Origin of the sequence: Streptococcus sp. HMSC065E03, assembly GCF_001815045.1 — a bacterium.
GTDB classification, from domain to species: Bacteria; Bacillota; Bacilli; order Lactobacillales; family Streptococcaceae; genus Streptococcus; species Streptococcus parasanguinis_AD.
The window spans coordinates 68600-90004 of record NZ_KV818853.1 but is presented as its reverse complement, the minus strand read 5'-3'; the positions used below and the strand labels follow the sequence as shown (position 1 = coordinate 90004).

Below are 21405 nucleotides of genomic sequence, written 5' to 3'. Positions count from 1 at the left end.
TTAAGGAGCAAACATGAATATCTATGATCAACTACAAGCTGTAGAAGACCGTTATGAAGAGTTAGGGGAATTATTGAGTGACCCAGATGTGGTCTCTGATACCAAACGCTTTATGGAGCTTTCAAAAGAAGAGGCTTCCACTCGTGACACGGTGACAGCTTACCGGGAATACAAGCAAGTGCTTCAAAATATCGTCGATGCTGAAGAAATGATCAAGGAAGCAGGCGGCGATGCAGATTTGGAAGAAATGGCCAAGCAAGAGCTGAAGGATGCCAAGGCTGAAAAAGAAGAGTATGAAGAAAAACTGAAGATCTTACTTCTTCCAAAAGATCCAAACGATGACAAGAACATTATCTTGGAAATCCGTGGGGCAGCAGGAGGAGACGAAGCACAGTTGTTTGCTGGTGACCTCTTGCAGATGTACCAAAAATATGCAGAAAGCCAAGGCTGGCGCTTTGAAGTCATGGAAGCTTCCTACAATGGCGTTGGTGGGATCAAAGAAGTCGTAGCCATGGTTTCTGGTCAATCAGTCTACTCGAAACTCAAGTATGAATCTGGTGCCCACCGGGTGCAACGGGTTCCAGTGACAGAAAGCCAAGGTCGTGTCCATACTTCAACTGCCACAGTTCTGGTCATGCCAGAAATCGAAGAAGTCGAGTATGACATTGATCCAAAAGACCTTCGGATTGACATCTACCACGCATCTGGTGCGGGTGGACAGAACGTCAACAAGGTCGCTACAGCCGTTCGTATCGTCCACTTGCCAACCAATATCAAGGTAGAGATGCAGGAAGAACGGACACAACAGAAGAACCGCGAAAAAGCCATGAAGATCATCCGTGCGCGTGTGGCTGACCACTTTGCTCAGATTGCCCAAGATGAGCAAGACGCTGAGAGAAAGTCTACTATCGGGACTGGTGACCGTTCAGAGCGGATCCGGACTTACAACTTCCCTCAAAACCGTGTGACCGATCACCGGATTGGCTTGACCCTTCAAAAACTGGATACCATCTTATCTGGTAAATTAGATGAAGTGGTCGATGCTTTGGTCTTGTATGACCAAACACAAAAACTAGAAGAGTTGAACAAATAATGTTGTTGGGACCATTATTAGCCCAGTATGAAGAAGAATTAATAGCCGTTGGAGAGGAAGCAGAAAGCCTCTCCTTCGCGTATCGTGCTTTAAAAAACTGGACTTTTACAGACTTTGTCCTTGCCTTGCAAAAAGAAGTTAAAGTAGAGGATCAGGCCTTGCTTCTATCCATCTTTGAGCAGCTGAAACATCACGTTCCTGCCCAATATATTATTGGTAGCGCAGATTTTTTTGGCCATATTTTTACAGTGGATGAGCGCGTGCTGATTCCACGCCCAGAAACAGAGGAGTTGGTGGCTCTAATTCTCGAAGAAAACGATGAGAAAGCCTTACGAGTTCTGGATATTGGTACAGGAAGTGGTGCTATCGCTATTAGCTTAGCCCTTGCTAGACCTACCTGGCGGGTTCAAGCTAGCGATGTATCAGAAGAGGCTTTAGCCCTGGCTCAAAAAAATGCCAAGCAGCTAGAAGCAGTCCTTGCCTTCAAGTCGTCAGATGTACTGGACGAACTAGAAGGTCCTTATGACCTGATTGTATCCAACCCTCCCTATATCTCTCGGGATGATGTAGAAGAGGTTGGAGCCAATGTTTTAGCCTCTGAACCCCACTTAGCTCTCTTTGCAGACCGTGATGGATATGCTATCTACGAAAAGATTACCCAGCAAGCACCAAGTGTTTTAACACCAGACGGAAAGATCTATCTAGAAATTGGCTATAAGCAAGGAGCCAAAGTAAAAGAGCTCTTTCAAGAAGCGTTTCCTAACAAACGAGTTCGCGTTCTGAAAGACCAATTTGGACAAGATAGAATGGTAGTAGTAGACAATGGATCACATTGAGAAAGAATTAGAAGCAGGACGTGCAGTTATTCTGCCAACTGAGACAGTCTATGGTATTTTCGCCAAAGCTTTGAATCAAGAGGCAGTCGATTATATATACGAATTAAAACGTAGACCGAGAGACAAGGCTCTGAATTTAAATGTAGCCGATGAAAAAGCGATTCGACTTTATTCGAAAAATCAACCTAGTTATTTAACAAAACTAGTTGATTCATTTTTACCAGGACCTCTGACTATTATTCTTCAGGCGAATGACAAGGTGCCAGACTGGATTCATTCAGGATTGGATACAGTTGGTTTCCGTATACCGGCTCACCCAAAAACGTTGGAATTAATTCGTAAATATGGCCCTTTGGTTGGTCCCTCGGCTAATCTTTCAGGTCATGCAAGTGGAACAAAGTATAAGGCTATTATAAGCGAATTTGATCAAGTGGTTCCTGGTATAGAGGATGATGACTTCTTGACTGGCCAAGATTCAACTATTTTGGATATCTCTGGTTCTAAAGCTAGGATTTTGAGGCAAGGTTCGATTACCAAAGTTGATTTGCTTGCACAAGTGCCCGAGATTTCCTTTGAGGAAGATGAACTTCCTCAGTGATAATGTACATAAATAATTTTTTATAAAGGAGTAGACCGATGATTTTTGATAAAGAAGATTACAAAGCCTATGATGCAGACCTATGGAATGCGATCGCTAAAGAGGAAGAGCGTCAACAAAACAATATTGAGTTGATTGCTTCTGAAAATGTCGTCTCTAAGGCAGTGATGGCTGCTCAAGGGTCTATTCTGACCAATAAATATGCCGAAGGCTATCCTGGTCGTCGTTACTATGGGGGGACAGATGTGGTCGATGTGGTCGAAAGTCTCGCGATCGAACGGGCCAAAGAAATCTTTGGCGCTAAATTTGCGAACGTTCAACCGCATTCAGGAAGTCAGGCAAACTGTGCTGCCTATATGGCCTTGATTGAGCCTGGTGATACTGTCATGGGGATGGATCTAGCTGCTGGTGGGCATTTGACGCACGGAGCTTCTGTGAGCTTCTCTGGCCAAACCTATAACTTTGTGTCCTATAGTGTAGATCCTGAAACAGAGCTCTTGGATTTTGACGCCATCTTAAAACAAGCCCAAGAAGTGAAGCCAAAACTCATCGTTGCTGGTGCCTCAGCCTACTCTCATATCATTGATTTCTCTAAATTCCGTGAGATTGCAGATGCAGTAGGAGCTAAGCTCATGGTTGATATGGCCCATATCGCTGGTCTCGTGGCAGCAGGTCTTCATCCAAGTCCAGTTCCTTATGCCCATATCACGACCACGACCACTCACAAGACCCTTCGTGGACCTCGTGGAGGCCTAATCTTGACCAATGATGAGGAATTGGCTAAGAAAATTAACTCTGCTATTTTCCCTGGTATTCAAGGAGGACCGTTGGAGCATGTCATTGCAGCCAAAGCTGTCGCCTTCAAAGAAGCGCTGGATCCTGCCTTTAAAGAGTATGCAGCTAACGTGATTAAGAACAGTCAGGCCATGGCTGATGTCTTCTTGCAAGATCCAGATTTCCGAGTTATTTCAGGAGGAACAGAGAACCACCTTTTCCTTGTCGACGTCACTAAAGTCGTTGAAAATGGGAAAGTGGCGCAAAACTTGTTGGATGAAGTTAATATCACTCTCAACAAGAACTCTATTCCTTATGAAACCTTGTCTCCATTTAAGACCAGTGGGATTCGGATTGGTGCAGCAGCTATCACCGCTCGTGGTTTTGGTGAAAAAGAAAGTCACACCGTTGCTGAACTGATGATCAAAGCGCTGAAGAATGCGGACAAGCAAGAAGTATTAGACGAAGTACGTAGCCAAGTCAAAGCCTTGACAGACGCCTTTCCACTTTACGAGGTCTAAACCATCTTATGGATATTTACGTAAAAAAAGCCATCATTCATCAATTTAGCCCTGACGATACCGATCTCTATCTGGCAGATAAATTTCTCAATATCACGCCTAAAATCGAGGAATACTTGCGTAAGAAGATTGAACGGGTCTATTCCGATGAAGCCAGGACCGGTATTTTCGAAGAGGACAATCCTTTTCTTGAGATGATCTCAGATGACCTATTAGAAACTTCGGTCGCAGTAGCGAATCGCTGGAAGGAAGAATTTGTCGTCTCTGAGAATCAAAAGACCAACGATTTGGTGTTCATTCAATTCTCAAAAGAAGGGGTGGACCATTTTGCCTTTCTTCGGATCGCCTTACGGGAAACCTTGACGCATCTTGGCGGTGAAGTGGACAATCCGATTAAGTTGACGCAAAATAATCTACCTGGTTTTGGGACTGGTGCAGATGAAGCTTTGGTCATCAATCTTCAAAGCCGCAAATACCACTTGATTGAAAAACGGATCAAGTACAATGGGACGTTCTTGAATTATTTTTCTGAGAATCTGTTGCAGGCGCAACCCAAGATCTCTCCAAAAAAATCGATCAAGGCACTGGAAAAAACAGCCCAGAAGATTGCGGAAAGCTTTAACACAGATGATTTTCAATTTCAATCAAAGGTTAAATCAGCTATTTTTAACCATATTGAGGAAGAAAATAAACTCTCTCCTGAGAAATTAGCGGATGATCTCTTCGACGACAATCTGACAGCTCGCCTCAGTTTTATTGACCAAGTCAAAGAAGCTGTACCAGAACCTGTCACCTTTGAAGAGATTGATGCAAGTCGCCAGTTGAAGAAGTTCGAAAATCAGAAATTGTCATTGTCAAATGGAATTGAACTGATCGTTCCGAATAATGTCTATGAAGATGCAGAATCTGTTGAATTTATTCTAAACGAGAACGGGACCTATTCTATTCTGATCAAAAATATTGAGGATATACAGAGTAAATAATGATTAAACGTATAGTGAAGATCTTCTTATTCATCTTACTAATATTTGGAATCTACAAGGGTGTTCAGATCCACCATGATGTCAAACAAGTCATGCAGTACCGCTCCCTGGTTAGAGAAGTCCTTGCTGAGGAGGACACCACGGCCAATGAAAACCTCATTCTGGCTATGATCTATACGGAGACCAAAGGCAGAGAAGACGATGTCATGCAGGCGAGTGAGAGTGCAAGTGGTGAGACCAATACTATTAGTGATAATAAGGCCAGTATTCGCCAAGGAATTCAAACTCTTTCAGATGAGTTAAAAGAAGCCAAGAAAAAAGGCGTTGATAGCTGGACTGCGGTTCAAGCCTATAATTTTGGGAAAGACTACATCGATTACGTCGCAAAACACGGTGGAACAAATTCCCTAGAGTTGGCCCGCGCTTATTCACGGGATGTAGTAGCGCCAAGTCTTGGCAATGTAACCGGTGAAACTTATCTTTACCTCCACCCTATCTCTCTTTTAAACGGGATGGAACTCTACATTAATGGGGGTAACATTTATTATTCTCGTTTAGTAGAAACCAATATGACGATTATGAAGTTATTTTCATGGTTTTAATCATTTTCCAGAGAGCCAATTGGCTCTTTTTTTAAGCTGATCAGTTCTGCCTCCAGTTTTTAGGGAAAATAAAAATGTCATGCATTCTTAAAAAAACTGTAAGCTAGTTTTAAGAAATCAACTGTATAATAAAAATCGAAGTGGGTAAACTCTTTATTTACTTCTTTTTTCATCTCTAGTGAGGTGAGAAAAGTAATAAGAGATGCCCAGAGTTGATTTGAGTTAGAAAGAAGAAAAAGATGAAATTAAAGAAGATTGCATTGTTTGTAACGACGACTTTAGCCTTGTTTACCGCTGTCCCTCGGGTTTCTGCAGATAACAATGTGCAGAAAGTCATCGACGAAACCTATGTCAAACCAGACTATGTTTTGGGCTATTCACTAGACCAAAGTCAAATCGAACAAACTTTGAGTCTCTTGAACTACGATAGTTCGAAAGATAAAGAAGAGTGGAAGACCATGACACCAGAGGTTTATTCTTCGATTATGAACGTTACCAACGATGATAGTTTGGAACTTTATTCCTCTGTTAAAATTCAAAAATTAGGCAAAAATAAGCCACTAGAAGTCAATATCGTGACGCCTCAAAACATCACCAAGGTCACTGCAGATATGTATCGTAATGCAGCCGTTACACTTGGATTGGAGCATGCTCAAATTACAGTAGCTTCACCTATCCAAGTGACTGGAGAAAGTGCTTTAGCTGGGATCTATTACTCGCTTGAGAAAAATGGTGCCAAAGTTTCTCAAGAAAGCAAAGATCTGGCTCAAGAAGAGTTAAAGACTCTATCCGGGATCAATGAAGAAAACGCGGGAAAGAAAAACTTCGATGCGGATAAGTTAAACGTAGCATTGACCGACATAAAAACGGCAGTAGCCAATGCCAAACAGAACAATCAGGATTTAAGCAAGGATGATATTCGAAAGATCGTCGAAGAAACCCTTAAAAATTATAAGCTGGATACAACTGTGACAGGTAATCAGATCAATTTGATCGTAAATTTCGCAGTCAACCTCTCAAAGAGTAGCGTCATCAGCAGCAAAAGCTTTACCAAAACCTTGTCGGATCTGAAAGATAGTATCGTAGACAAGGCAGGCGATACCTTTAACAATATCAATCTCAATTTTGATACCAATGCTATTCTAAAAGACAGTGGAAATTTCTTCACAAATGCGTGGAATGCCATTGCCGGCTTCTTCGGAGCCATCTGGAATGCCATTGTCAAATTCTTTAGTGGTTTAGTTGGCTAAAAATAGCAGGAAAGCACTCTTGACAAGAAGTCAGAGTGCTTTTTGTGTGTTTGCTAACTTGAAATGTATTGAAAATAGTTGCTGCATAGAAGAGAACAGTTGCAAAGAATTGAAAAACATAGTATACTTTGAAAAGCAAATTAAAGGAGGACTTATGTTAAAAGCTTATAAAAAATTTTGGGAAGGCTATGCAGATTTTACTGGTTACTCAACGGTATCTGAATACTGGTGGCCACACTTCATTCATTTGCTTATTACAATGCCATTGTTTTACGCTTTAATACAACTTCAAATCGATCCTAATGATGTGTCTGCTTATCAATTGATTTTTTCGTTACGCCCACTTTATTCTGTATTTGGACTCATTATTTTCCTACCTTCATTAACTCTTTCAGTTCGGCGTCTAAGAGATGCAGGATTGCACTGGTTATATCTTCTTGTTGCCCTTATTCCATACGTAGGTTGGCTTTTCATGCTTCTTTTTATGATCTTACCAACAAATCGAGATGAGGAAGTAGAACCTGATTAAGTTAATAAAAGATCTTGAAATCATAATCATTTCAAGATCTTTTATTGTATAAGTCTTTGCTATTTTTAGGCTCGTGAATCAAGGTCCCCCGGACCTTTAACTCGCTCTGTTATTTCTAAGCTCGTAAAAAAAAGGTCCCCCGGACCTTTTTTTTATTCCCACTCTACAGTTGCAGGTGGTTTACTTGTGATATCGTAGACGATGCGGTTGACGTGGTCAACTTCGTTTACGATACGAACTGAGATTTTTTGGAGGACTTCCCATGGAATCTTCGCAAAGTCAGCTGTCATTCCGTCGATAGAAGTGATAGCACGAATGGCAATAGTGTAGTCGTAGGTACGGCCGTCTCCCATAACCCCAACAGAACGAACGCCTGTGTTAACAGTGAAGTATTGCCAGATATCCCGGTCAAGACCAGCTTTAGCGATTTCTTCACGCAAGATAGCGTCTGATTCACGAACGGTTTCGAGTTTTTCTTCAGTGATTTCTCCCATAACACGGATGGCAAGACCTGGTCCTGGGAATGGTTGGCGCCATACGATGTGGTCTGGCATACCAAGCTCAGTACCAAGCGCACGAACTTCATCTTTATAAAGAGTGTTCAGTGGCTCGACCAGTTCAAATTGCATATCTTCTGGAAGTCCACCCACATTGTGGTGAGACTTGATGGTTTGAGCAGTATCCGTACCAGACTCGATCACGTCAGTGTAGAGAGTTCCTTGCGCCAAGAATTTCACATCTTTGAGTTTGCTTGCTTCGTCATCAAAGACATAAACAAACTCGTTCCCGATGATCTTCCGTTTTTGTTCTGGATCAGATACGCCAGCCAATTTGTCTAAGAAACGTTTGGCAGCATCTGCTTTGACGATGTTCAAACCAAACTTGCCACCAAGCATTTCCATCACTTGATCGGCTTCGCCTTTACGAAGAAGACCGTGGTCTACAAAGATACAGATCAATTGATCGCCGATAGCTTTTTGAAGGAGAACCCCAACAACAGAAGAGTCAACACCACCTGAAAGACCAAGAAGGACACGTTTGTCTCCGACGGTTTCACGGATTTTTTTGATCTGCATGTCAATGAAGTTGTCCATAGTCCAGTCACCTTTAGCACCACAGATGTTCAAGGCGAAGTTACGCAAGATGTCATAACCGTGAACAGAGTGACGTACCTCAGGGTGGAATTGGATTCCGTAGATTCTCTTGTCAGGATTTTCAATCGATGCAAATGGACAGTCAGCAGAAGTACCTGTACGGATAAAGTCAGCTGGAATTTCTGTAACAGCGTCTCCGTGGCTCATCAAGACCAATTGTTTGTCTGGTGTGTCCGCAAAAAGAGCAGAAGATTCTGTCAAGCTGAGTTCAGATTGACCATATTCACGGTTACCAGCGTCACCTGCTGGAACGACCTTCCCACCCAATTTATGGGTCAACAATTGCATCCCGTAACAGATTCCAAGGATTGGAATACCGAGTTCAAAAATTTCAGGATCGATATCAAAAGACCCTTCCTCGTATACTGAGTTTGGTCCGCCTGAAAGAACGATCCCAACTGGATTGATTGCACGAACTTCATCAGCAGAAATCTTGTGGCTCTTCAACTCTGAGAAAACACCAATTTCACGAATCCGCCGTGAAATAAGCTGATTGTATTGGCTACCGTAGTCAAGCACGATGATTTTTTCAACATCATGCAAATCAGTTGATAGGTTTGTCATCTTATCCCCTTCTTAAAGAAATTTACTTTCCTCTATTCTAACACAAAAGCCTTGTCTTTACCAATCTCTGATTGAAGAATTAGGAATTTTACGCTACAATAGAGATAACACAGAGAAAGAGCAAGGTTATGATTCCAGCTTACATTCAAATTCATGATCAGATTAAGTCTGAGATTGATCAAAAAATATGGAAAATCGGGGAGCGTCTTCCCAGCGAACGCGATCTGGCTGAGAAATTTCAGGTGAGTCGGATGACGCTGAGGCAGGCTATTACCCTTCTGGTTGAAGAAGGAGTGCTTGAAAGACGAGTAGGAAGTGGCACCTTTATCACCAGCACGCGCGTCCAAGAAAAAATGCGAGGCACAACCAGTTTTACAGAAATTATGAAATCGCAAGGCAAGGAACCTTCTAGCCAAGTGATATCATACCGTAAAACCATTCCTAGCCTCCAAGAAGTGGACAAATTGGGCATCGATAAGACTGAGACCATCATTCGGATGGAGCGGGTCCGGTATGCTGATGGGATCCCTGTCGTTTATGAAGTGGCCTCTATTCCAGAGAAATTTATTAAGAATTTCAATCGCGAAGAGGTAACCAGCCATTTCTTCCAAACCTTGGAGCGCCATGGTTATAAGATTGGAAAGTCCCACCAGACCATCTATGCGCGATTGGCCAAGGATAAGATTGCGGACTACTTACAGATTTCAAAAGGACAGGCTATTTTAGGTCTGACACAGGTTTCCTATTTTGAAGATGGGACGGCCTTTGAGTATGTAAAAAGTCAGTATGTCGGCGAGCGGTTCGAATTTTATTTGGAAAACAACTAAGCTCGCAATTCACAGTAATAAAAAACTCTTCAGATGTGTGAGAGGCTCACTCTCTTTGGCATTTGGGAGCTTTTTTTAGGTTGAAGTCATTCTTTCTAAATAGTGATAGTACGGTCAAAAATAAAAGATTTAAAAAATTTTAAAAAAATTTTATTTTTTCTTCAATTTTTGATTTTTTTTTACGAATTAATAGATAGAAGCAGGTTTTAAAGCTTAAATAAGAGATATAAGGCAGGAAAAAATGAAAAAAATAAAAATTGATGTGGTAGCTGTTCCCTTGAGTGGGCATCTGTACCCAACTTTAAATCTCGTTAAACCCTTGTTAGATGATCCTTCGATGGAGATCCGAGTTTTCACAGGACCTCAGAAAAAAGCCGTCGCAGAAAGTCTCGGCTTCACAGTCGTTCCGATTCTAGAGGACAAAGTAGAAGAGTTTGAACGTGCGGCTAATAACGATAAGAAACACAATCTATTTTCAGCTTATCGGCAATTGTCTAGGAGTCTTGATTTGATTAATCATGTATCGGATCAATTGCTAGAGGAGTGGCGTGTCAATCGTCCAGATATTGTCATTGCTGACTTTATCACTCTATCAGCTGGTTTTGTGGCAGAAGAGTTAGAAATTCCTTGGATTACCACCATGGCGACCCAATTTGCAATCGAAACTCCTTATGGTCCTCCTTGCTTCTTCGGAGGGATGGGAGTCGCGCGCACGAAGAAGGAAGAGAAGATCCAAGCACTATGCCGTAAACTCACGCGAATTGGAAAATACTGTGGCGCTTTCCTCTTACGCAAACGCTTAAAACGTTACAATTTCAAGTTGTACAATCAAAATGGAGTGGAGACCATCTACTCTCCTTATGCCATCTTTGGAATTGGTATGATGGAGCTAGAGTTAAAAACACACTTCCCTCATCAATATGCCTGGCTTGGCCCTTTGGGGACTTCTATTGAAAAAGCAGAAGATTATCCTTTGGATCTCAGCCCTTATGAAGACAAAAAGAAGGTTCTCGTGACTTGTGGGACTCAGTTACCGTGGGCAAAAGAAAATTTGCTCCATCAAACCAAGCAGTTAGCCAAAGAGCATCCAGAATGCCACTTTTTTGTCACACTAGGAGACGGAGCAAAAGAATTTTCTGAAGAAGAAGTGGCTTCAAATGTGACTCTCGTAACTTATCTCCCTTACAAAGAATACATACCGCAAATGGACTATGTGATTCACCATGGAGGGGCTGGAATCTTTTATCAGTGCATCGAATTTAAGAAACCAGCCTTGATCTTGCCGCATGATTATGACCAATTTGACTATGCCATTCGAGGAGTAGAAGCAGGGATTGCTTTTCAAGCTCATCGAAATCGCACTGAAGAAATTCAAGCAGGTTTTAACGCCCTGTTAGAAAAAGAATCTTGGGAAGAGTTAGCGAGACTAAACAAACTATCAAAAACCTATAAACCGTTGGATACCTTAGAATTTGAAATTCAACGATTATTAAGACGTGGAACGGATGGAAAACTATGAAAATTCTTGTAACAGGCGCGACTGGCTTCCTTGGAAAATATGTGATTAAGGAGTTATTGGATCACGACTATTCCATTGTAGCCTTTGGCCGAAACGAAAAAGTTGGGAAGGCTCTGGAAAATGAGCGCGTCCAATTTGTTAAAGGAGATTTGGGCTCTATCGAGGAACTAAGACAAGCTTTTCAGGAAATTGATGCTGTTGTTCATGCAGGAGCCTTGTCCACTGCTTGGGGACCTTGGAAGGCTTTCTATCAGGCAAATGTCATCGGTACTCAAAATGTCCTTGACTTGTGCCGTGAATATGCGGTAAAACGCCTAGTTTATGTCTCTTCTCCTAGTATTTATGCAGCTGGAAAAGACCAATTAAACATCAAGGAAAGCGATGCTCCAACAGAAAACCACCTCAACAATTACATCCGAAGCAAATTGGCTTCTGAAAAACTATTTCCTGACTATCCAGATGTGCCAAGTATTATCTTGCGTCCGAGAGGATTATTTGGTGTAGGAGATACCAGTATCTTGCCTCGGGTTTTACGCCTTAGTCGAAAAATTGGGATTCCGTTGATTCGAGGAGGAGAGCAGCTCATGGATATGACCTGTGTGGAAAATGTCGCCCTAGCCATTCGTTTGGCTTTGGAAGCAAAAGAAGCACACGGACAGGTTTATAATATTACAAATGGAGAACCAAAGACCTTTAAGTATTTGATCGAAACAACACTAAAAGGATTAGGAGAACCTATCCACTATCGGAACATTCCAGCAGCTCTAGTAGCAGGTGTGGCGTACAGCCTTGAAGGGGTGTATCGATTATTTCATATAAAAGCTGAACCCCCCTTGACTCGCTACACCTATTATCTCCTTCGCTATAGCCAAACTCTTGATATTCAAAAGGCCCAAACCGAACTTGGCTATTATCCAAAAATGACCATTGAAGAAGGGATTGACAACTATGTCCAACATGATCGAGCACATTGATTATTTTCCAGCAGGTTTTTGTAGCAGTCATTCTGGACTCTTATTCAAAGGGATTCCGAATGAAAAAATGCAATTTCCAGCAGGTGTCTTTTTGATTCATCATCGTGAAAAAGGCTATATTTTGTACGATACTGGCTATCATTATGAGATCAAGAAAAAAGCACGGTATTTCTGGTACCGCCTAGCAACGCCTATGCAGATGAAAAAGGAAGACCAGATTGACTACTTATTGCAAGAGCGTGGAATTGATCCAGCAGCCATTTCCTATGTGTTTCTTTCGCATTTGCACCCTGATCATCTCGGCGGAGCAGCACTTTTTCCAAATGCTCATTTCTTTGTAACTCAGGAAGTCTATGAAGTGTACCTGAAGCCGAAATTCAAAGATCTGATTTTTAAAGAGTTTCTTCCAGCTGATTTCAAAGATCGTGTGACTTGTCTCAAAGCAGATCAAACGCATCCTGCTTTCCCTTACCGCCCGACTGCGGACCTATTTGGTGATGGGAGTATTCTCGTATCATCTATCGATGGGCATGCAAGAGGGCAGGGGTGTCTGTATATGGATGAGCTGAAACTCTATATAGGTGCAGATCTATGCTGGGGAGTGGATCTCTTGCCTTACACACGAAAAATGCGTCTCATTCCTTCCTTTGTACAGGACAATAAGAAGGCCTATCTCCAGGGGGCAGATTTGCTAGAGAAACTATTACAAGAGGGCATTCAAGTTGTGGTCAGCCACGACCCGCAAGAACGGATTGAAAGGATTTTAAATGAAAAAAACAGTCTTTCTGAAAACCTTTATTGAAACGAGATGGTGCCATCGATTCCGTTCAAAGGAAACCTTAGAAAAGTACCAAAAAAAGCAATTATCTCGTTACCATGCTTTTATCACTTCTCACTCTCCCTATTTTCAAACCCATTCTCCTGAATCCTTTGGGACTATGGATAAGAATTTCATGATGACGCATTTCAATGAACTTAATACCCTGGGCGTGGATCGAGATCAGGCATTAGAGATGGCCATACGTGGAGAACAAACACGAGATTTTACCGAAATGAATGGAGAAGTAGCAGTAGGCTTGTCCTCTGGAACCTCCGGTCACCGAGGGGTCTTTGTCACCACAGAAAAAGAAAGAAGTATGTGGGCTGCAGCAATCTTAGCTAAGATGTTGCCAAAAGGAAACCTGTTTGGTCATCGCATTGCTTTTTTCTTACGTGCTGATAACGAACTCTATCAAACCATTAATTCGTCCCTTATTCGATTAGAGTATTTTGATATCTTCAAGGATAGTAAGGAGCATTTAGAGCGTCTCAAAAACTATCAACCAACCATTGTAGTGGCGCCAGCTTCCACCTTGATTGAGTTAGCTAACTATGTCACTAATCAGCAACTTGCGATCCAACCCGTCAAGGTTGTCTCTGTCGCAGAGATCCTAGAGGATAGAGATTCTCAGACAATCGCTAAAGCCTTTCAACTAGAAAAAGTTGATCAAGTCTACCAAGCGACAGAAGGTTTTTTAGCTTGTACTTGTTCAGAAGGTAATCTTCACCTCAACGAAGATATTTTGTATGTCGAAAAAGAGTATCTGGATGATAGCCGCTTTTATCCGATTATTACTGATTTTAAACGAACGAGTCAACCCATCTATCGCTACCGACTCAATGATATTTTAGTAGAAGAAAAGTCTCCCTGTCCTTGTGGATCCGTTTTTACTCAAATCTCGAAAATCGAAGGACGATCGGACGATATCTTCTATTTCAAAAAAGTTGATGGAAACAGCCAAACCATCTATCCAGATTTTATTCGCCGGTGCATTTTATTCGTTGAAAATATTCAGGACTATCAAGTAACTCAGTTGGCAGATGGATCCATTACCATTGCCTTGAGTCACCGGACAGAGTCTATGGAGCAAGCGATCTTTACTCAATTTGAACTCTTAGCTCAGCAAAAACAATTCATTCTCCCAAGTATTCAATTTATCGATTACCAATGGGACCCAACACGTAAATTAAAACGTGTTCAACGACTTCAATAAAAGGAGAATCCTATGACTACTGTAAAAAGACATTTGCAAATTAAAGGCTATGGAACAGCGCTTCCAGCTCATACCGTAACTTTCAAAGACCAGACTCGTTACCGCGTGAAAGAAGGAGAAGAAACACAGATTGATCTTGCAGCGCGTGCGATTGAAGCGGCTTTAAACCATGCGGGACTTGAGATGGCAGACATCGACTGCCTGGTTTCGGCTAGTGCTGTTGGCGTTCAGCCCATTCCTTGTACAGCTGCTCTGATCCATGAGCGCGTGGCCAAGGGACTAACGATTCCTGCTATGGATATCAATACCACCTGTACCAGTTTTGTATCTGCTTTAAGCACTGTTTCTTATCTGATTGAAGGTGGTGAATACCAACGGGTTCTGATTGTATCAAGTGAAGTAGGAAGCCTAGGGCTGAATCCCAAACAAAAAGAAAGCTTTGAACTGTTTAGCGATGGAGCTGCAGCCTTTATTTTTGAAGCAACAAAGGAAGATAAAGGAATCATTGCCAGTATGCAACGTACCTGGTCTGAGGGAGCCCATGATACTGAAATTCGTGGTGGTTTGACAGCTTATCATCCGAAATTGTACTCTGAAGCAACCAAGACTGATTTCATGTTTGATATGAAAGGGAAGAAGATTCTTTTGCTTTCTGCCCGTGTTATTCCAGAAATGTTCCAAGAATTCCAAGAGAAATCAGGCATTTCTAAAGATGCTGTAGACTACATTATCCCTCACCAAGCAAGTCGTGCCTTACCACTCGTCATGGACAAATTGGGAGTTGGCAAAGACAAATACCTCAATATTGTCAGTGATTATGGAAATATGGTTTCGGTGGCCGTGCCTTTCGGCCTAGCCTATGCACTGGATCATGGCTATGTGAAGGAAGGAGATACTATCTTCTTGATGGGAACTGCAGCTGGGATGACGGTCAATATGTTGGCACTGAAACTCTAATGATGTATCCTCTTATTTCAAGCTCAAAAAGCATCAAGTCCCGCTAGTCTTTAGCGGGCTTTTTTGATATAATGAAAGGTATGGAAATTGAGAAAACCAACCGAATGAATGCGCTCTTTGAGTTTTATGCAGCGCTCTTGACGGACAAGCAGATGAACTACATCGAGCTCTACTACGCTGATGACTACAGCTTGGCTGAGATTGCAGAAGAGTTTGGAGTGAGCCGTCAAGCGGTCTATGACAATATTAAACGTACAGAAAAGATTTTGGAAGATTACGAAATGAAACTCCATATGTATTCCGATTACATTGTACGCAGCCAGATTTTTGATCAGATTTTAGAACGCTATCCGGAAGATACTTTTCTACAAGAGCAGGTTGAAATTTTATCAAGCATTGACAATCGGGAGTGATTATGGACAGTCTCGTCATTTATCAAGGGATACCTTGCAAACTATTAGTCGCAGAGGAAGTATTTCCTACTCGACTACAGATTATCTCGCCCAATGATATCTCCAAAGCTATGCAAATAGGTTTTAGCTGTTGGGGATATCCAAATGAAATCATGAAAGAAGTCACACCCGAAGAACTAGAATGTTTGCAACATTTCGGACGATTTCCACTGAATTGAAAAAATAGGAGAAAATAATGGCATTTGAAAGTTTAACCGAACGTTTACAAAACGTCTTTAAAAATCTTCGTAAGAAAGGGAAAATCTCTGAAGCGGATGTCCAAGAGGCAACCAAAGAGATTCGTCTAGCCCTCTTAGAGGCCGACGTTGCTCTCCCTGTTGTAAAAGACTTCATCAAACGGGTCCGCGAACGGGCTGTAGGTCATGAAGTCATCGAAACCTTGAACCCTGCCCAACAAATCGTGAAGATTGTCGATGAAGAATTGACAGCGATTTTGGGTTCAGAAACAGCAGAAATTATCAAATCTCCAAAGATTCCAACCATTATCATGATGGTCGGTCTTCAAGGGGCTGGTAAAACAACTTTTGCGGGTAAATTGGCTAACAAATTGGTCAAGGAAGAAAACGCACGTCCTTTGATGATTGCGGCCGATATCTATCGTCCAGCAGCCATCGACCAGTTGAAGACCCTTGGTCAACAGATCAATGTTCCTGTCTTCTCACTTGGTACAGAAGTCCCTGCAGTTGAGATCGTTCGTCAAGGTTTGGAGCAGGCGAGAGCCAATCACAATGATTATGTCTTGATCGATACGGCTGGTCGTCTGCAAATCGATGAAAAACTTATGGGCGAGTTGCGGGATGTTAAAGCCCTTGCCGAGCCAAATGAAATCCTCTTGGTTGTCGATGCCATGATTGGTCAAGAAGCAGCCAATGTGGCGCGTGAGTTTAACGAACAACTCGAAGTGACCGGGGTCATTTTGACCAAGATCGATGGGGATACCCGTGGTGGTGCAGCCCTTTCTGTCCGTCAGATTACTGGGAAACCAATCAAGTTCACTGGTACTGGTGAAAAAATCACTGATATCGAAACCTTCCACCCAGACCGTATGTCTGGCCGGATCCTCGGTATGGGGGATATGCTGACGCTGATCGAGAAGGCTTCTCAAGAATACGATGAGAAACGCTCCCTTGAACTCGCTGAGAAGATGCGGGAAAATACCTTCGATTTCAACGATTTCATTGATCAATTAGACCAAGTTCAAAATATGGGACCAATGGAAGACCTGCTCAAGATGCTTCCAGGTATGGCCAACAATCCAGCCATGAAGAACCTCAAGGTCGACGAACGAGAAATTGCTCGCAAACGTGCGATCGTATCATCCATGACCCCAGCTGAACGAGAAAATCCAGATTTGTTAAATCCAAGCCGTCGTCGTCGGATTGCTGCTGGTTCAGGAAATAGCTTTGTCGAAGTCAATAAATTCATCAAGGACTTTAACCAAGCCAAACAGATGATGCAAGGCGTCCTCTCTGGCGATATGAACAAGATGATGAAACAAATGGGGCTTAATCCAAATAACATGCCGAAGAATATGCCTGGTGGAATGCCTGATATGTCTGCCCTCGAAGGTATGATGGGACAAGGTGGCATGCCTGACTTGTCAGCTCTTGGTGGAGGCGCTGGAATGCCTGATATGAGCCAAATGTTTGGTGGTGGTCTCAAAGGAAAAGCCGGCGAATTTATGATGAAACGGGCGATGAACAAGATGGCCAAACAAATGCGCAAGAATAAGAAAAAACGGAAATAATCGTTTCTAATATGGGCCTGGAACACACTGTTCTGGGTTCTTTTAGAAACTACTACTAGAGGAAACATGTTAAAAAAACTATTTCAACAAGTCATTCGTTTCTTTGCAAGATTGTTTTCTTCGCACAGCAAGCCCTTTGAATTCCCAAAAGGGTCGAAGAAACCTCCGATCAGACCGATTATCTTTGTACCTGGGAGTTCAGCCAGTATCCAGCGATTCAATGGAACCATCCGCATGCTCCATCGATTTTCTAGAAAAAAGCAAAGTCTTTTAAAAATAAAAGTCAACAAAGATGAGTCTATAGAGATGGAAGGAAGACTGAATACGAAAGAGCCGAATCCGATGATTGTGATTGGCTTTGAGAACAATCGAGATGGCTACAGCAATATCAAGCAGCAAGTTGAATCCCTTAAGATAGCTCTAACCTACCTTCTTGATCACTATCATTTTTCAGAGTTCAAGGCAGTAGGGCATTCTAATGGTGGACTGGTTTTGACTGGTTTATTGGAAAGTGGCTTTTTAGAGAAAAAGAAGGTAACCGTCAGCAAGTTGGCTATTATTGGCAGTCCTTACCAATTCAATCAAGAAATGTTTGACGATTTTCAAAAATGGAAGCATCGCCTGGGAAAAGAAGTACAAGTCCTTAATTTTGTCGGTAGCTTTGCTGGAAAATCAGATGGCATCGTCCCTCTTTCTAGCGCACAAGCAGCACAATCTATTTTTGACAATCAGGCCTATACAGAAGTGAATTTAAACGGTCGTAAGGCTCATCATTCAGCTTTACCCACTAATCCAGATCTAGTGAAACAATTAAGTCTATTTTTGAATCTATAATTAAATTACATAATTTCGGTTATGTAATTTTTATTTGTCTCTTGCAATCCTTAAGTAAATATGGTACATTTTTGGTAGCGATTACACATACCTAAGGAGGATTTTATGAAGGATCCTAAATTACTAGAGACAATGAAAGTTTACAAGGGACGGGATGATGTTCCTGATGATTTTGATAGCTTTTGGGATCAAGCCCTAGCAAAGATGACTGAACTGCCTGAATACAAGCTCGAAGAACGAGATTTCAGCATTCCAAATGTTCAATGTTATGAATTAACCTTTAAAGGAACACGAGATGGGCTTGTTTATGCGCGGGTTGTTCTCCCCAAAACGGATCAAAAAGTTCCCGTTATTTTCCATTTTCATGGCTATATGGGCCGTTGTTGGGATTGGACAGACATGCTGCCTTATACACTAGCTGGCTATGGAGTTGTGTCTATGGACGTAAGAGGTCAATCAGGCTATTCAACAGACGGAGATCGCTCACCACTTGGAAATACGGTAAAAGGACAGATTATCCGCGGAGCTGTGGAAGGTCCAGATGAGCTATTTTATAAGGATGTCTACTTAGATCTTTACCAGTTAATAGAAATTGTAGCTAGCTTTCCTCAAGTTGATAACAGCAAACTTGCCAGCTACGGAGCCTCTCAAGGTGGTGCCCTGGCCCTGGTAGCCGCCGGATTGAATCAAAGAATTCAACGAACAGTAGCCATTTATCCATTCTTATCAGATTTCAGACGGGTATTAGAGATTGGAAATACTAGCGAGGCCTATGACGAGCTTTTCCGTTATTTCAAGTTCCATGATCCTTTTCATGAAACGGAAGATCGTTTGATGCAGACTTTAGCCTATATTGATGTGAAAAATTTTGCTCATCGGATCAAAGGACAAGTTCACATGATTACAGGACTAGATGATGATGTTTGTTATCCTGAAACGCAGTTTGCCATTTATAATCGCTTAGAATGTCCAAAAGAGCATTTAATTATGCCAGAATATGCGCATGAAGCTATGAATGTTCAAGTCAATGATCGAGTCTTTAATTGGCTCTGTGGTAGCAAGATTCCATTTCGATATGTAGAAAAATAAGTTAGAGAAGAAAACAATCAGTAAATCCATGAGGTTTGCTGATTTTATTGTGTTTAAAAGGGATCTAGTATAGAAAGGGATACAAAACAGTCCTATAGATACCCTATGACATCTTTCCGAAAAACTATAATTTTCTTGAAAAATATATCCGGCTATGCTATACTACTAGTATAGAAAGATTTGGAGAAAAACATGAAACGCGAGATCTTATTAGAACGGATTGATAAACTCAAAAAAGTCATGCCTTGGTACGTTTTGGAATATTACCAATCGAAACTGGCTGTTCCATACAGTTTTACGACCTTGTACGAATACTTAAAGGAATACGATCGATTTTTTACCTGGGTCTTGGAATCTGGTATTTCGAATGCTGACACCATGGCCGAGATCCCTTTAGACGTTTTGGAGCACATGACCAAGAAAGACATGGAATCCTTTATTCTTTACTTACGTGAACGTCCTCTGCTCAATGCCAATACGACAAAAAACGGGGTTTCCCAAACAACGATTAACCGTACCCTTTCTGCACTGTCTAGTCTTTATAAGTATTTGACCGAGGAAGTTGAAAATGAGCAAGGTGAACCTTATTTCTACCGCAATGTAATGAAGAAGGTTGCTACTAAGAAAAAGAAAGAAACCTTGGCGGCCCGAGCTGAAAATATCAAGCAAAAGCTCTTTTTAGGAGATGAAACAGAAGGTTTTCTAAACTATATCGACCAGGAGTACCCTCAAACACTCTCAAATCGCGCCTTATCCTCTTTTAATAAGAATAAAGAGCGAGATTTAGCCATTATCGCGCTCCTTCTTGCATCTGGTGTCCGTCTCTCTGAAGCAGTTAACCTAGACCTTCGTGATCTCAATCTTAAGATGATGGTCATTGATGTCACACGAAAAGGTGGAAAACGTGACTCGGTTAATGTTGCTGCCTTTGCTAAGCCTTATCTAGAGCAATATCTTGCTATTCGAGACAAACGTTATAAGACAGAAAAGACTGATACAGCCCTCTTTCTGACCCTGTATCGAGGTGTTCCAAACCGAATTGATGCTTCTAGCGTTGAAAAAATGGTGGCCAAGTATTCAGAAGACTTCAAAGTCCGCGTGACGCCCCATAAATTACGCCATACGTTAGCAACGCGTCTCTATGATGCAACCAAATCACAGGTTTTGGTCAGCCACCAGCTGGGACATGCTAGCACCCAAGTTACAGACTTGTACACGCATATCGTTAATGATGAGCAAAAAAATGCCTTGGATAGTTTATAAGATACATAATATAAATTATGTAATATTTTGGTGTTAGAAAAAGAGCGTAAGATTTTTTATGGAATCTTACGCTCTTTTATACTTTCTATAAAAATTCGATCCAATAATTTCGGTGTGGCTCAATAATAACTGGCTTTCCCCAAAATGATTTTAGATAGGCCAGATTTGCTGGGGTGACTGGTCTTTTTTCACCATTATACTTTTCTGCACTTTCTTCCGTTAAAAAGCATTTAACTGCTTCATATTGTGTTCCGTCACTCGCTATTCGATCAATTCCTAAATAAGCAATTTCATCACCGGCCTTCGGAAAATCTGTAAATAGTTTACCAATAAAATAAACCGTCTTATCTTTCATTAATTCATAAGCTTTACTATTTTCCAATCTGTTATTCGCTGCAGCGTACATAATACAAAAGCTATCCACAATATCTTTCAAAGGCATTAATTCTTCTTTGCTGACTATAATTTCGTCGGGAGCAAGTCCACCAATGATTAAGTTTTCATAATGAGGTTGCTGGATGATATTATCTAAAGCCATTCCTAATGGTAGTTTGACAGCTTGATAGCCTAATGGTTCGAGCTCTTGCTTTTTCTGGTCAAGGTGTTCTTGTGTAATACTGACATTCAAATCATAAGGACTTGAAGATTGTTGCTTTCTAAAAAAAGCCACGACTATACGATCTAACTGTTCAAATAGACCAAGATTTTCCACTGGAACTCTCATCATCGAATATAATCCCCTTTTGTGTTCAGATTTCCTCTATATTGTACACTCATAGTTTTCG

The 21405-nt window shown here is 41.6% G+C and carries 22 protein-coding genes; 20 read left to right on the top strand and 2 right to left on the bottom strand.

Translation table 11 applies throughout. The features are described 5' to 3' along the window. Window positions 1-13: 13 nt before the first annotated feature. The 8 genes from prfA to HMPREF3002_RS07015 all read left to right on the top strand — a co-directional run bounded on the left by prfA (window position 14) and on the right by HMPREF3002_RS07015 (window position 7186). Window positions 14-1093, top strand: coding sequence for a peptide chain release factor 1 (gene prfA, locus HMPREF3002_RS07050; RefSeq protein WP_003007273.1), 1080 nt, complete (start codon window positions 14-16; stop codon window positions 1091-1093). Beyond that, window positions 1093-1929 carry a peptide chain release factor N(5)-glutamine methyltransferase gene (prmC, locus tag HMPREF3002_RS07045; RefSeq protein ID WP_023918103.1) on the top strand — a complete coding sequence of 279 codons (837 nt, stop codon included), beginning with the start codon at window positions 1093-1095 and terminating at the stop codon, window positions 1927-1929. Before prfA ends, prmC begins: the two co-directional genes overlap by 1 nt. Further along, window positions 1916-2527 carry an L-threonylcarbamoyladenylate synthase gene (locus HMPREF3002_RS07040; RefSeq protein WP_070665815.1) on the top strand — a complete coding sequence of 204 codons (612 nt, stop codon included), beginning with the start codon at window positions 1916-1918 and terminating at the stop codon, window positions 2525-2527. Before prmC ends, HMPREF3002_RS07040 begins: the two co-directional genes overlap by 14 nt. Window positions 2528-2565: 38 nt before the next feature. Next, window positions 2566-3822 carry a serine hydroxymethyltransferase gene (gene glyA, locus HMPREF3002_RS07035; RefSeq protein WP_070665812.1) on the top strand — a complete coding sequence of 419 codons (1257 nt, stop codon included), beginning with the start codon at window positions 2566-2568 and terminating at the stop codon, window positions 3820-3822. 8 nt (window positions 3823-3830) lie between these two features. Beyond that, entirely contained in the window at window positions 3831-4805 is a 975-nt protein-coding gene (locus HMPREF3002_RS07030; RefSeq protein WP_023918106.1) for a nucleoid-associated protein, read from the top strand. Next, the gene (locus HMPREF3002_RS07025; protein ID WP_023918108.1) at window positions 4805-5407 is read left to right on the top strand and encodes a lysozyme family protein; all 603 of its coding nucleotides are present in this window, start codon (window positions 4805-4807) and stop codon (window positions 5405-5407) included. The genes HMPREF3002_RS07030 and HMPREF3002_RS07025 overlap by 1 nt, the downstream gene beginning before the upstream one ends. A 239-nt stretch (window positions 5408-5646) precedes the next feature. Next, on the top strand, window positions 5647-6657 hold the full coding sequence (locus HMPREF3002_RS07020; RefSeq protein WP_023918110.1) for a DUF1002 domain-containing protein: 1011 nt from the start codon (window positions 5647-5649) through the stop codon (window positions 6655-6657). Between the two features lie 154 nt (window positions 6658-6811). Continuing rightward, complete coding sequence (locus HMPREF3002_RS07015) at window positions 6812-7186, top strand: DUF805 domain-containing protein (RefSeq protein WP_023918112.1); 375 nt, start codon at window positions 6812-6814, stop codon at window positions 7184-7186. Window positions 7187-7338: 152 nt separating this feature from the next. On the opposite strand, the gene guaA is transcribed toward HMPREF3002_RS07015, so the two are convergent. Then, window positions 7339-8904, bottom strand: coding sequence for a glutamine-hydrolyzing GMP synthase (guaA, locus tag HMPREF3002_RS07010; RefSeq protein WP_070665808.1), 1566 nt, complete (start codon window positions 8902-8904; stop codon window positions 7339-7341). Window positions 8905-9032: 128 nt separating this feature from the next. Here guaA and HMPREF3002_RS07005 point away from each other — a divergent pair, with 128 nt between their 5' ends. The 12 genes from HMPREF3002_RS07005 to xerS all read left to right on the top strand — a co-directional run bounded on the left by HMPREF3002_RS07005 (window position 9033) and on the right by xerS (window position 20620). Continuing rightward, window positions 9033-9731 (top strand): GntR family transcriptional regulator, encoded by a 699-nt coding sequence (locus tag HMPREF3002_RS07005; RefSeq protein WP_003016564.1) that lies wholly within the window; start codon window positions 9033-9035, stop codon window positions 9729-9731. A gap of 241 nt (window positions 9732-9972) precedes the next feature. Next, window positions 9973-11250 carry a glycosyltransferase gene (locus HMPREF3002_RS07000; protein ID WP_070665805.1) on the top strand — a complete coding sequence of 426 codons (1278 nt, stop codon included), beginning with the start codon at window positions 9973-9975 and terminating at the stop codon, window positions 11248-11250. Then, window positions 11247-12224: an NAD-dependent epimerase/dehydratase family protein gene (locus HMPREF3002_RS06995; protein ID WP_070665803.1), complete on the top strand. Its 978-nt coding sequence runs from the start codon at window positions 11247-11249 to the stop codon at window positions 12222-12224. Before HMPREF3002_RS07000 ends, HMPREF3002_RS06995 begins: the two co-directional genes overlap by 4 nt. Beyond that, window positions 12199-13026: an MBL fold metallo-hydrolase gene (locus tag HMPREF3002_RS06990; RefSeq protein WP_070665799.1), complete on the top strand. Its 828-nt coding sequence runs from the start codon at window positions 12199-12201 to the stop codon at window positions 13024-13026. Before HMPREF3002_RS06995 ends, HMPREF3002_RS06990 begins: the two co-directional genes overlap by 26 nt. After that, complete coding sequence (locus HMPREF3002_RS06985; RefSeq protein ID WP_070665796.1) at window positions 12992-14257, top strand: F390 synthetase-related protein; 1266 nt, start codon at window positions 12992-12994, stop codon at window positions 14255-14257. Before HMPREF3002_RS06990 ends, HMPREF3002_RS06985 begins: the two co-directional genes overlap by 35 nt. A gap of 12 nt (window positions 14258-14269) precedes the next feature. Then, window positions 14270-15214, top strand: a complete 945-nt coding sequence (locus tag HMPREF3002_RS06980) for a 3-oxoacyl-[acyl-carrier-protein] synthase III C-terminal domain-containing protein (RefSeq protein ID WP_070665794.1) — start codon at window positions 14270-14272, stop codon at window positions 15212-15214. A gap of 80 nt (window positions 15215-15294) precedes the next feature. Continuing rightward, window positions 15295-15627, top strand: a complete 333-nt coding sequence (locus tag HMPREF3002_RS06975; protein ID WP_003001435.1) for a putative DNA-binding protein — start codon at window positions 15295-15297, stop codon at window positions 15625-15627. Window positions 15628-15629: 2 nt separating this feature from the next. After that, window positions 15630-15845, top strand: a complete 216-nt coding sequence (locus HMPREF3002_RS11345) for a hypothetical protein (RefSeq protein ID WP_042766187.1) — start codon at window positions 15630-15632, stop codon at window positions 15843-15845. A 17-nt stretch (window positions 15846-15862) separates the two neighbouring features. Then, window positions 15863-17434, top strand: coding sequence for a signal recognition particle protein (gene ffh, locus HMPREF3002_RS06965; protein ID WP_024055635.1), 1572 nt, complete (start codon window positions 15863-15865; stop codon window positions 17432-17434). Between the two features lie 66 nt (window positions 17435-17500). After that, the gene (locus tag HMPREF3002_RS06960) at window positions 17501-18268 is read left to right on the top strand and encodes an alpha/beta hydrolase (RefSeq protein ID WP_070665792.1); all 768 of its coding nucleotides are present in this window, start codon (window positions 17501-17503) and stop codon (window positions 18266-18268) included. A 105-nt stretch (window positions 18269-18373) separates the two neighbouring features. After that, complete coding sequence (locus HMPREF3002_RS06955; protein WP_070665789.1) at window positions 18374-19357, top strand: acetylxylan esterase; 984 nt, start codon at window positions 18374-18376, stop codon at window positions 19355-19357. A 192-nt stretch (window positions 19358-19549) separates the two neighbouring features. After that, the gene (gene xerS, locus HMPREF3002_RS06950; protein ID WP_070665786.1) at window positions 19550-20620 is read left to right on the top strand and encodes a tyrosine recombinase XerS; all 1071 of its coding nucleotides are present in this window, start codon (window positions 19550-19552) and stop codon (window positions 20618-20620) included. Between the two features lie 85 nt (window positions 20621-20705). On the opposite strand, the gene HMPREF3002_RS06945 is transcribed toward xerS, so the two are convergent. Further along, window positions 20706-21347, bottom strand: coding sequence for a hypothetical protein (locus HMPREF3002_RS06945; RefSeq protein ID WP_070665783.1), 642 nt, complete (start codon window positions 21345-21347; stop codon window positions 20706-20708). Window positions 21348-21405: the final 58 nt, after the last annotated feature.

Coding starts and splice junctions, on each gene's coding strand:
- HMPREF3002_RS07020 (WP_023918110.1), top strand. CDS start 5,647: ATGAAATTAAAGAAGATTGCATTGTTTGTAACGACGACTTTAGCCTTG.
- HMPREF3002_RS07040 (WP_070665815.1), top strand. CDS start 1,916: ATGGATCACATTGAGAAAGAATTAGAAGCAGGACGTGCAGTTATTCTG.
- HMPREF3002_RS06975 (WP_003001435.1), top strand. CDS start 15,295: ATGGAAATTGAGAAAACCAACCGAATGAATGCGCTCTTTGAGTTTTAT.
- xerS (WP_070665786.1), top strand. CDS start 19,550: ATGAAACGCGAGATCTTATTAGAACGGATTGATAAACTCAAAAAAGTC.
- HMPREF3002_RS06985 (WP_070665796.1), top strand. CDS start 12,992: ATGAAAAAAACAGTCTTTCTGAAAACCTTTATTGAAACGAGATGGTGC.
- prfA (WP_003007273.1), top strand. CDS start 14: ATGAATATCTATGATCAACTACAAGCTGTAGAAGACCGTTATGAAGAG.
- HMPREF3002_RS07005 (WP_003016564.1), top strand. CDS start 9,033: ATGATTCCAGCTTACATTCAAATTCATGATCAGATTAAGTCTGAGATT.
- HMPREF3002_RS06980 (WP_070665794.1), top strand. CDS start 14,270: ATGACTACTGTAAAAAGACATTTGCAAATTAAAGGCTATGGAACAGCG.
- HMPREF3002_RS06995 (WP_070665803.1), top strand. CDS start 11,247: ATGAAAATTCTTGTAACAGGCGCGACTGGCTTCCTTGGAAAATATGTG.
- HMPREF3002_RS07030 (WP_023918106.1), top strand. CDS start 3,831: ATGGATATTTACGTAAAAAAAGCCATCATTCATCAATTTAGCCCTGAC.
- guaA (WP_070665808.1), bottom strand. CDS start 8,904: ATGACAAACCTATCAACTGATTTGCATGATGTTGAAAAAATCATCGTG.
- ffh (WP_024055635.1), top strand. CDS start 15,863: ATGGCATTTGAAAGTTTAACCGAACGTTTACAAAACGTCTTTAAAAAT.
- HMPREF3002_RS07025 (WP_023918108.1), top strand. CDS start 4,805: ATGATTAAACGTATAGTGAAGATCTTCTTATTCATCTTACTAATATTT.
- HMPREF3002_RS06960 (WP_070665792.1), top strand. CDS start 17,501: ATGTTAAAAAAACTATTTCAACAAGTCATTCGTTTCTTTGCAAGATTG.
- HMPREF3002_RS11345 (WP_042766187.1), top strand. CDS start 15,630: ATGGACAGTCTCGTCATTTATCAAGGGATACCTTGCAAACTATTAGTC.
- HMPREF3002_RS06955 (WP_070665789.1), top strand. CDS start 18,374: ATGAAGGATCCTAAATTACTAGAGACAATGAAAGTTTACAAGGGACGG.
- HMPREF3002_RS06990 (WP_070665799.1), top strand. CDS start 12,199: ATGTCCAACATGATCGAGCACATTGATTATTTTCCAGCAGGTTTTTGT.
- HMPREF3002_RS06945 (WP_070665783.1), bottom strand. CDS start 21,347: ATGATGAGAGTTCCAGTGGAAAATCTTGGTCTATTTGAACAGTTAGAT.
- glyA (WP_070665812.1), top strand. CDS start 2,566: ATGATTTTTGATAAAGAAGATTACAAAGCCTATGATGCAGACCTATGG.
- prmC (WP_023918103.1), top strand. CDS start 1,093: ATGTTGTTGGGACCATTATTAGCCCAGTATGAAGAAGAATTAATAGCC.
- HMPREF3002_RS07015 (WP_023918112.1), top strand. CDS start 6,812: ATGTTAAAAGCTTATAAAAAATTTTGGGAAGGCTATGCAGATTTTACT.
- HMPREF3002_RS07000 (WP_070665805.1), top strand. CDS start 9,973: ATGAAAAAAATAAAAATTGATGTGGTAGCTGTTCCCTTGAGTGGGCAT.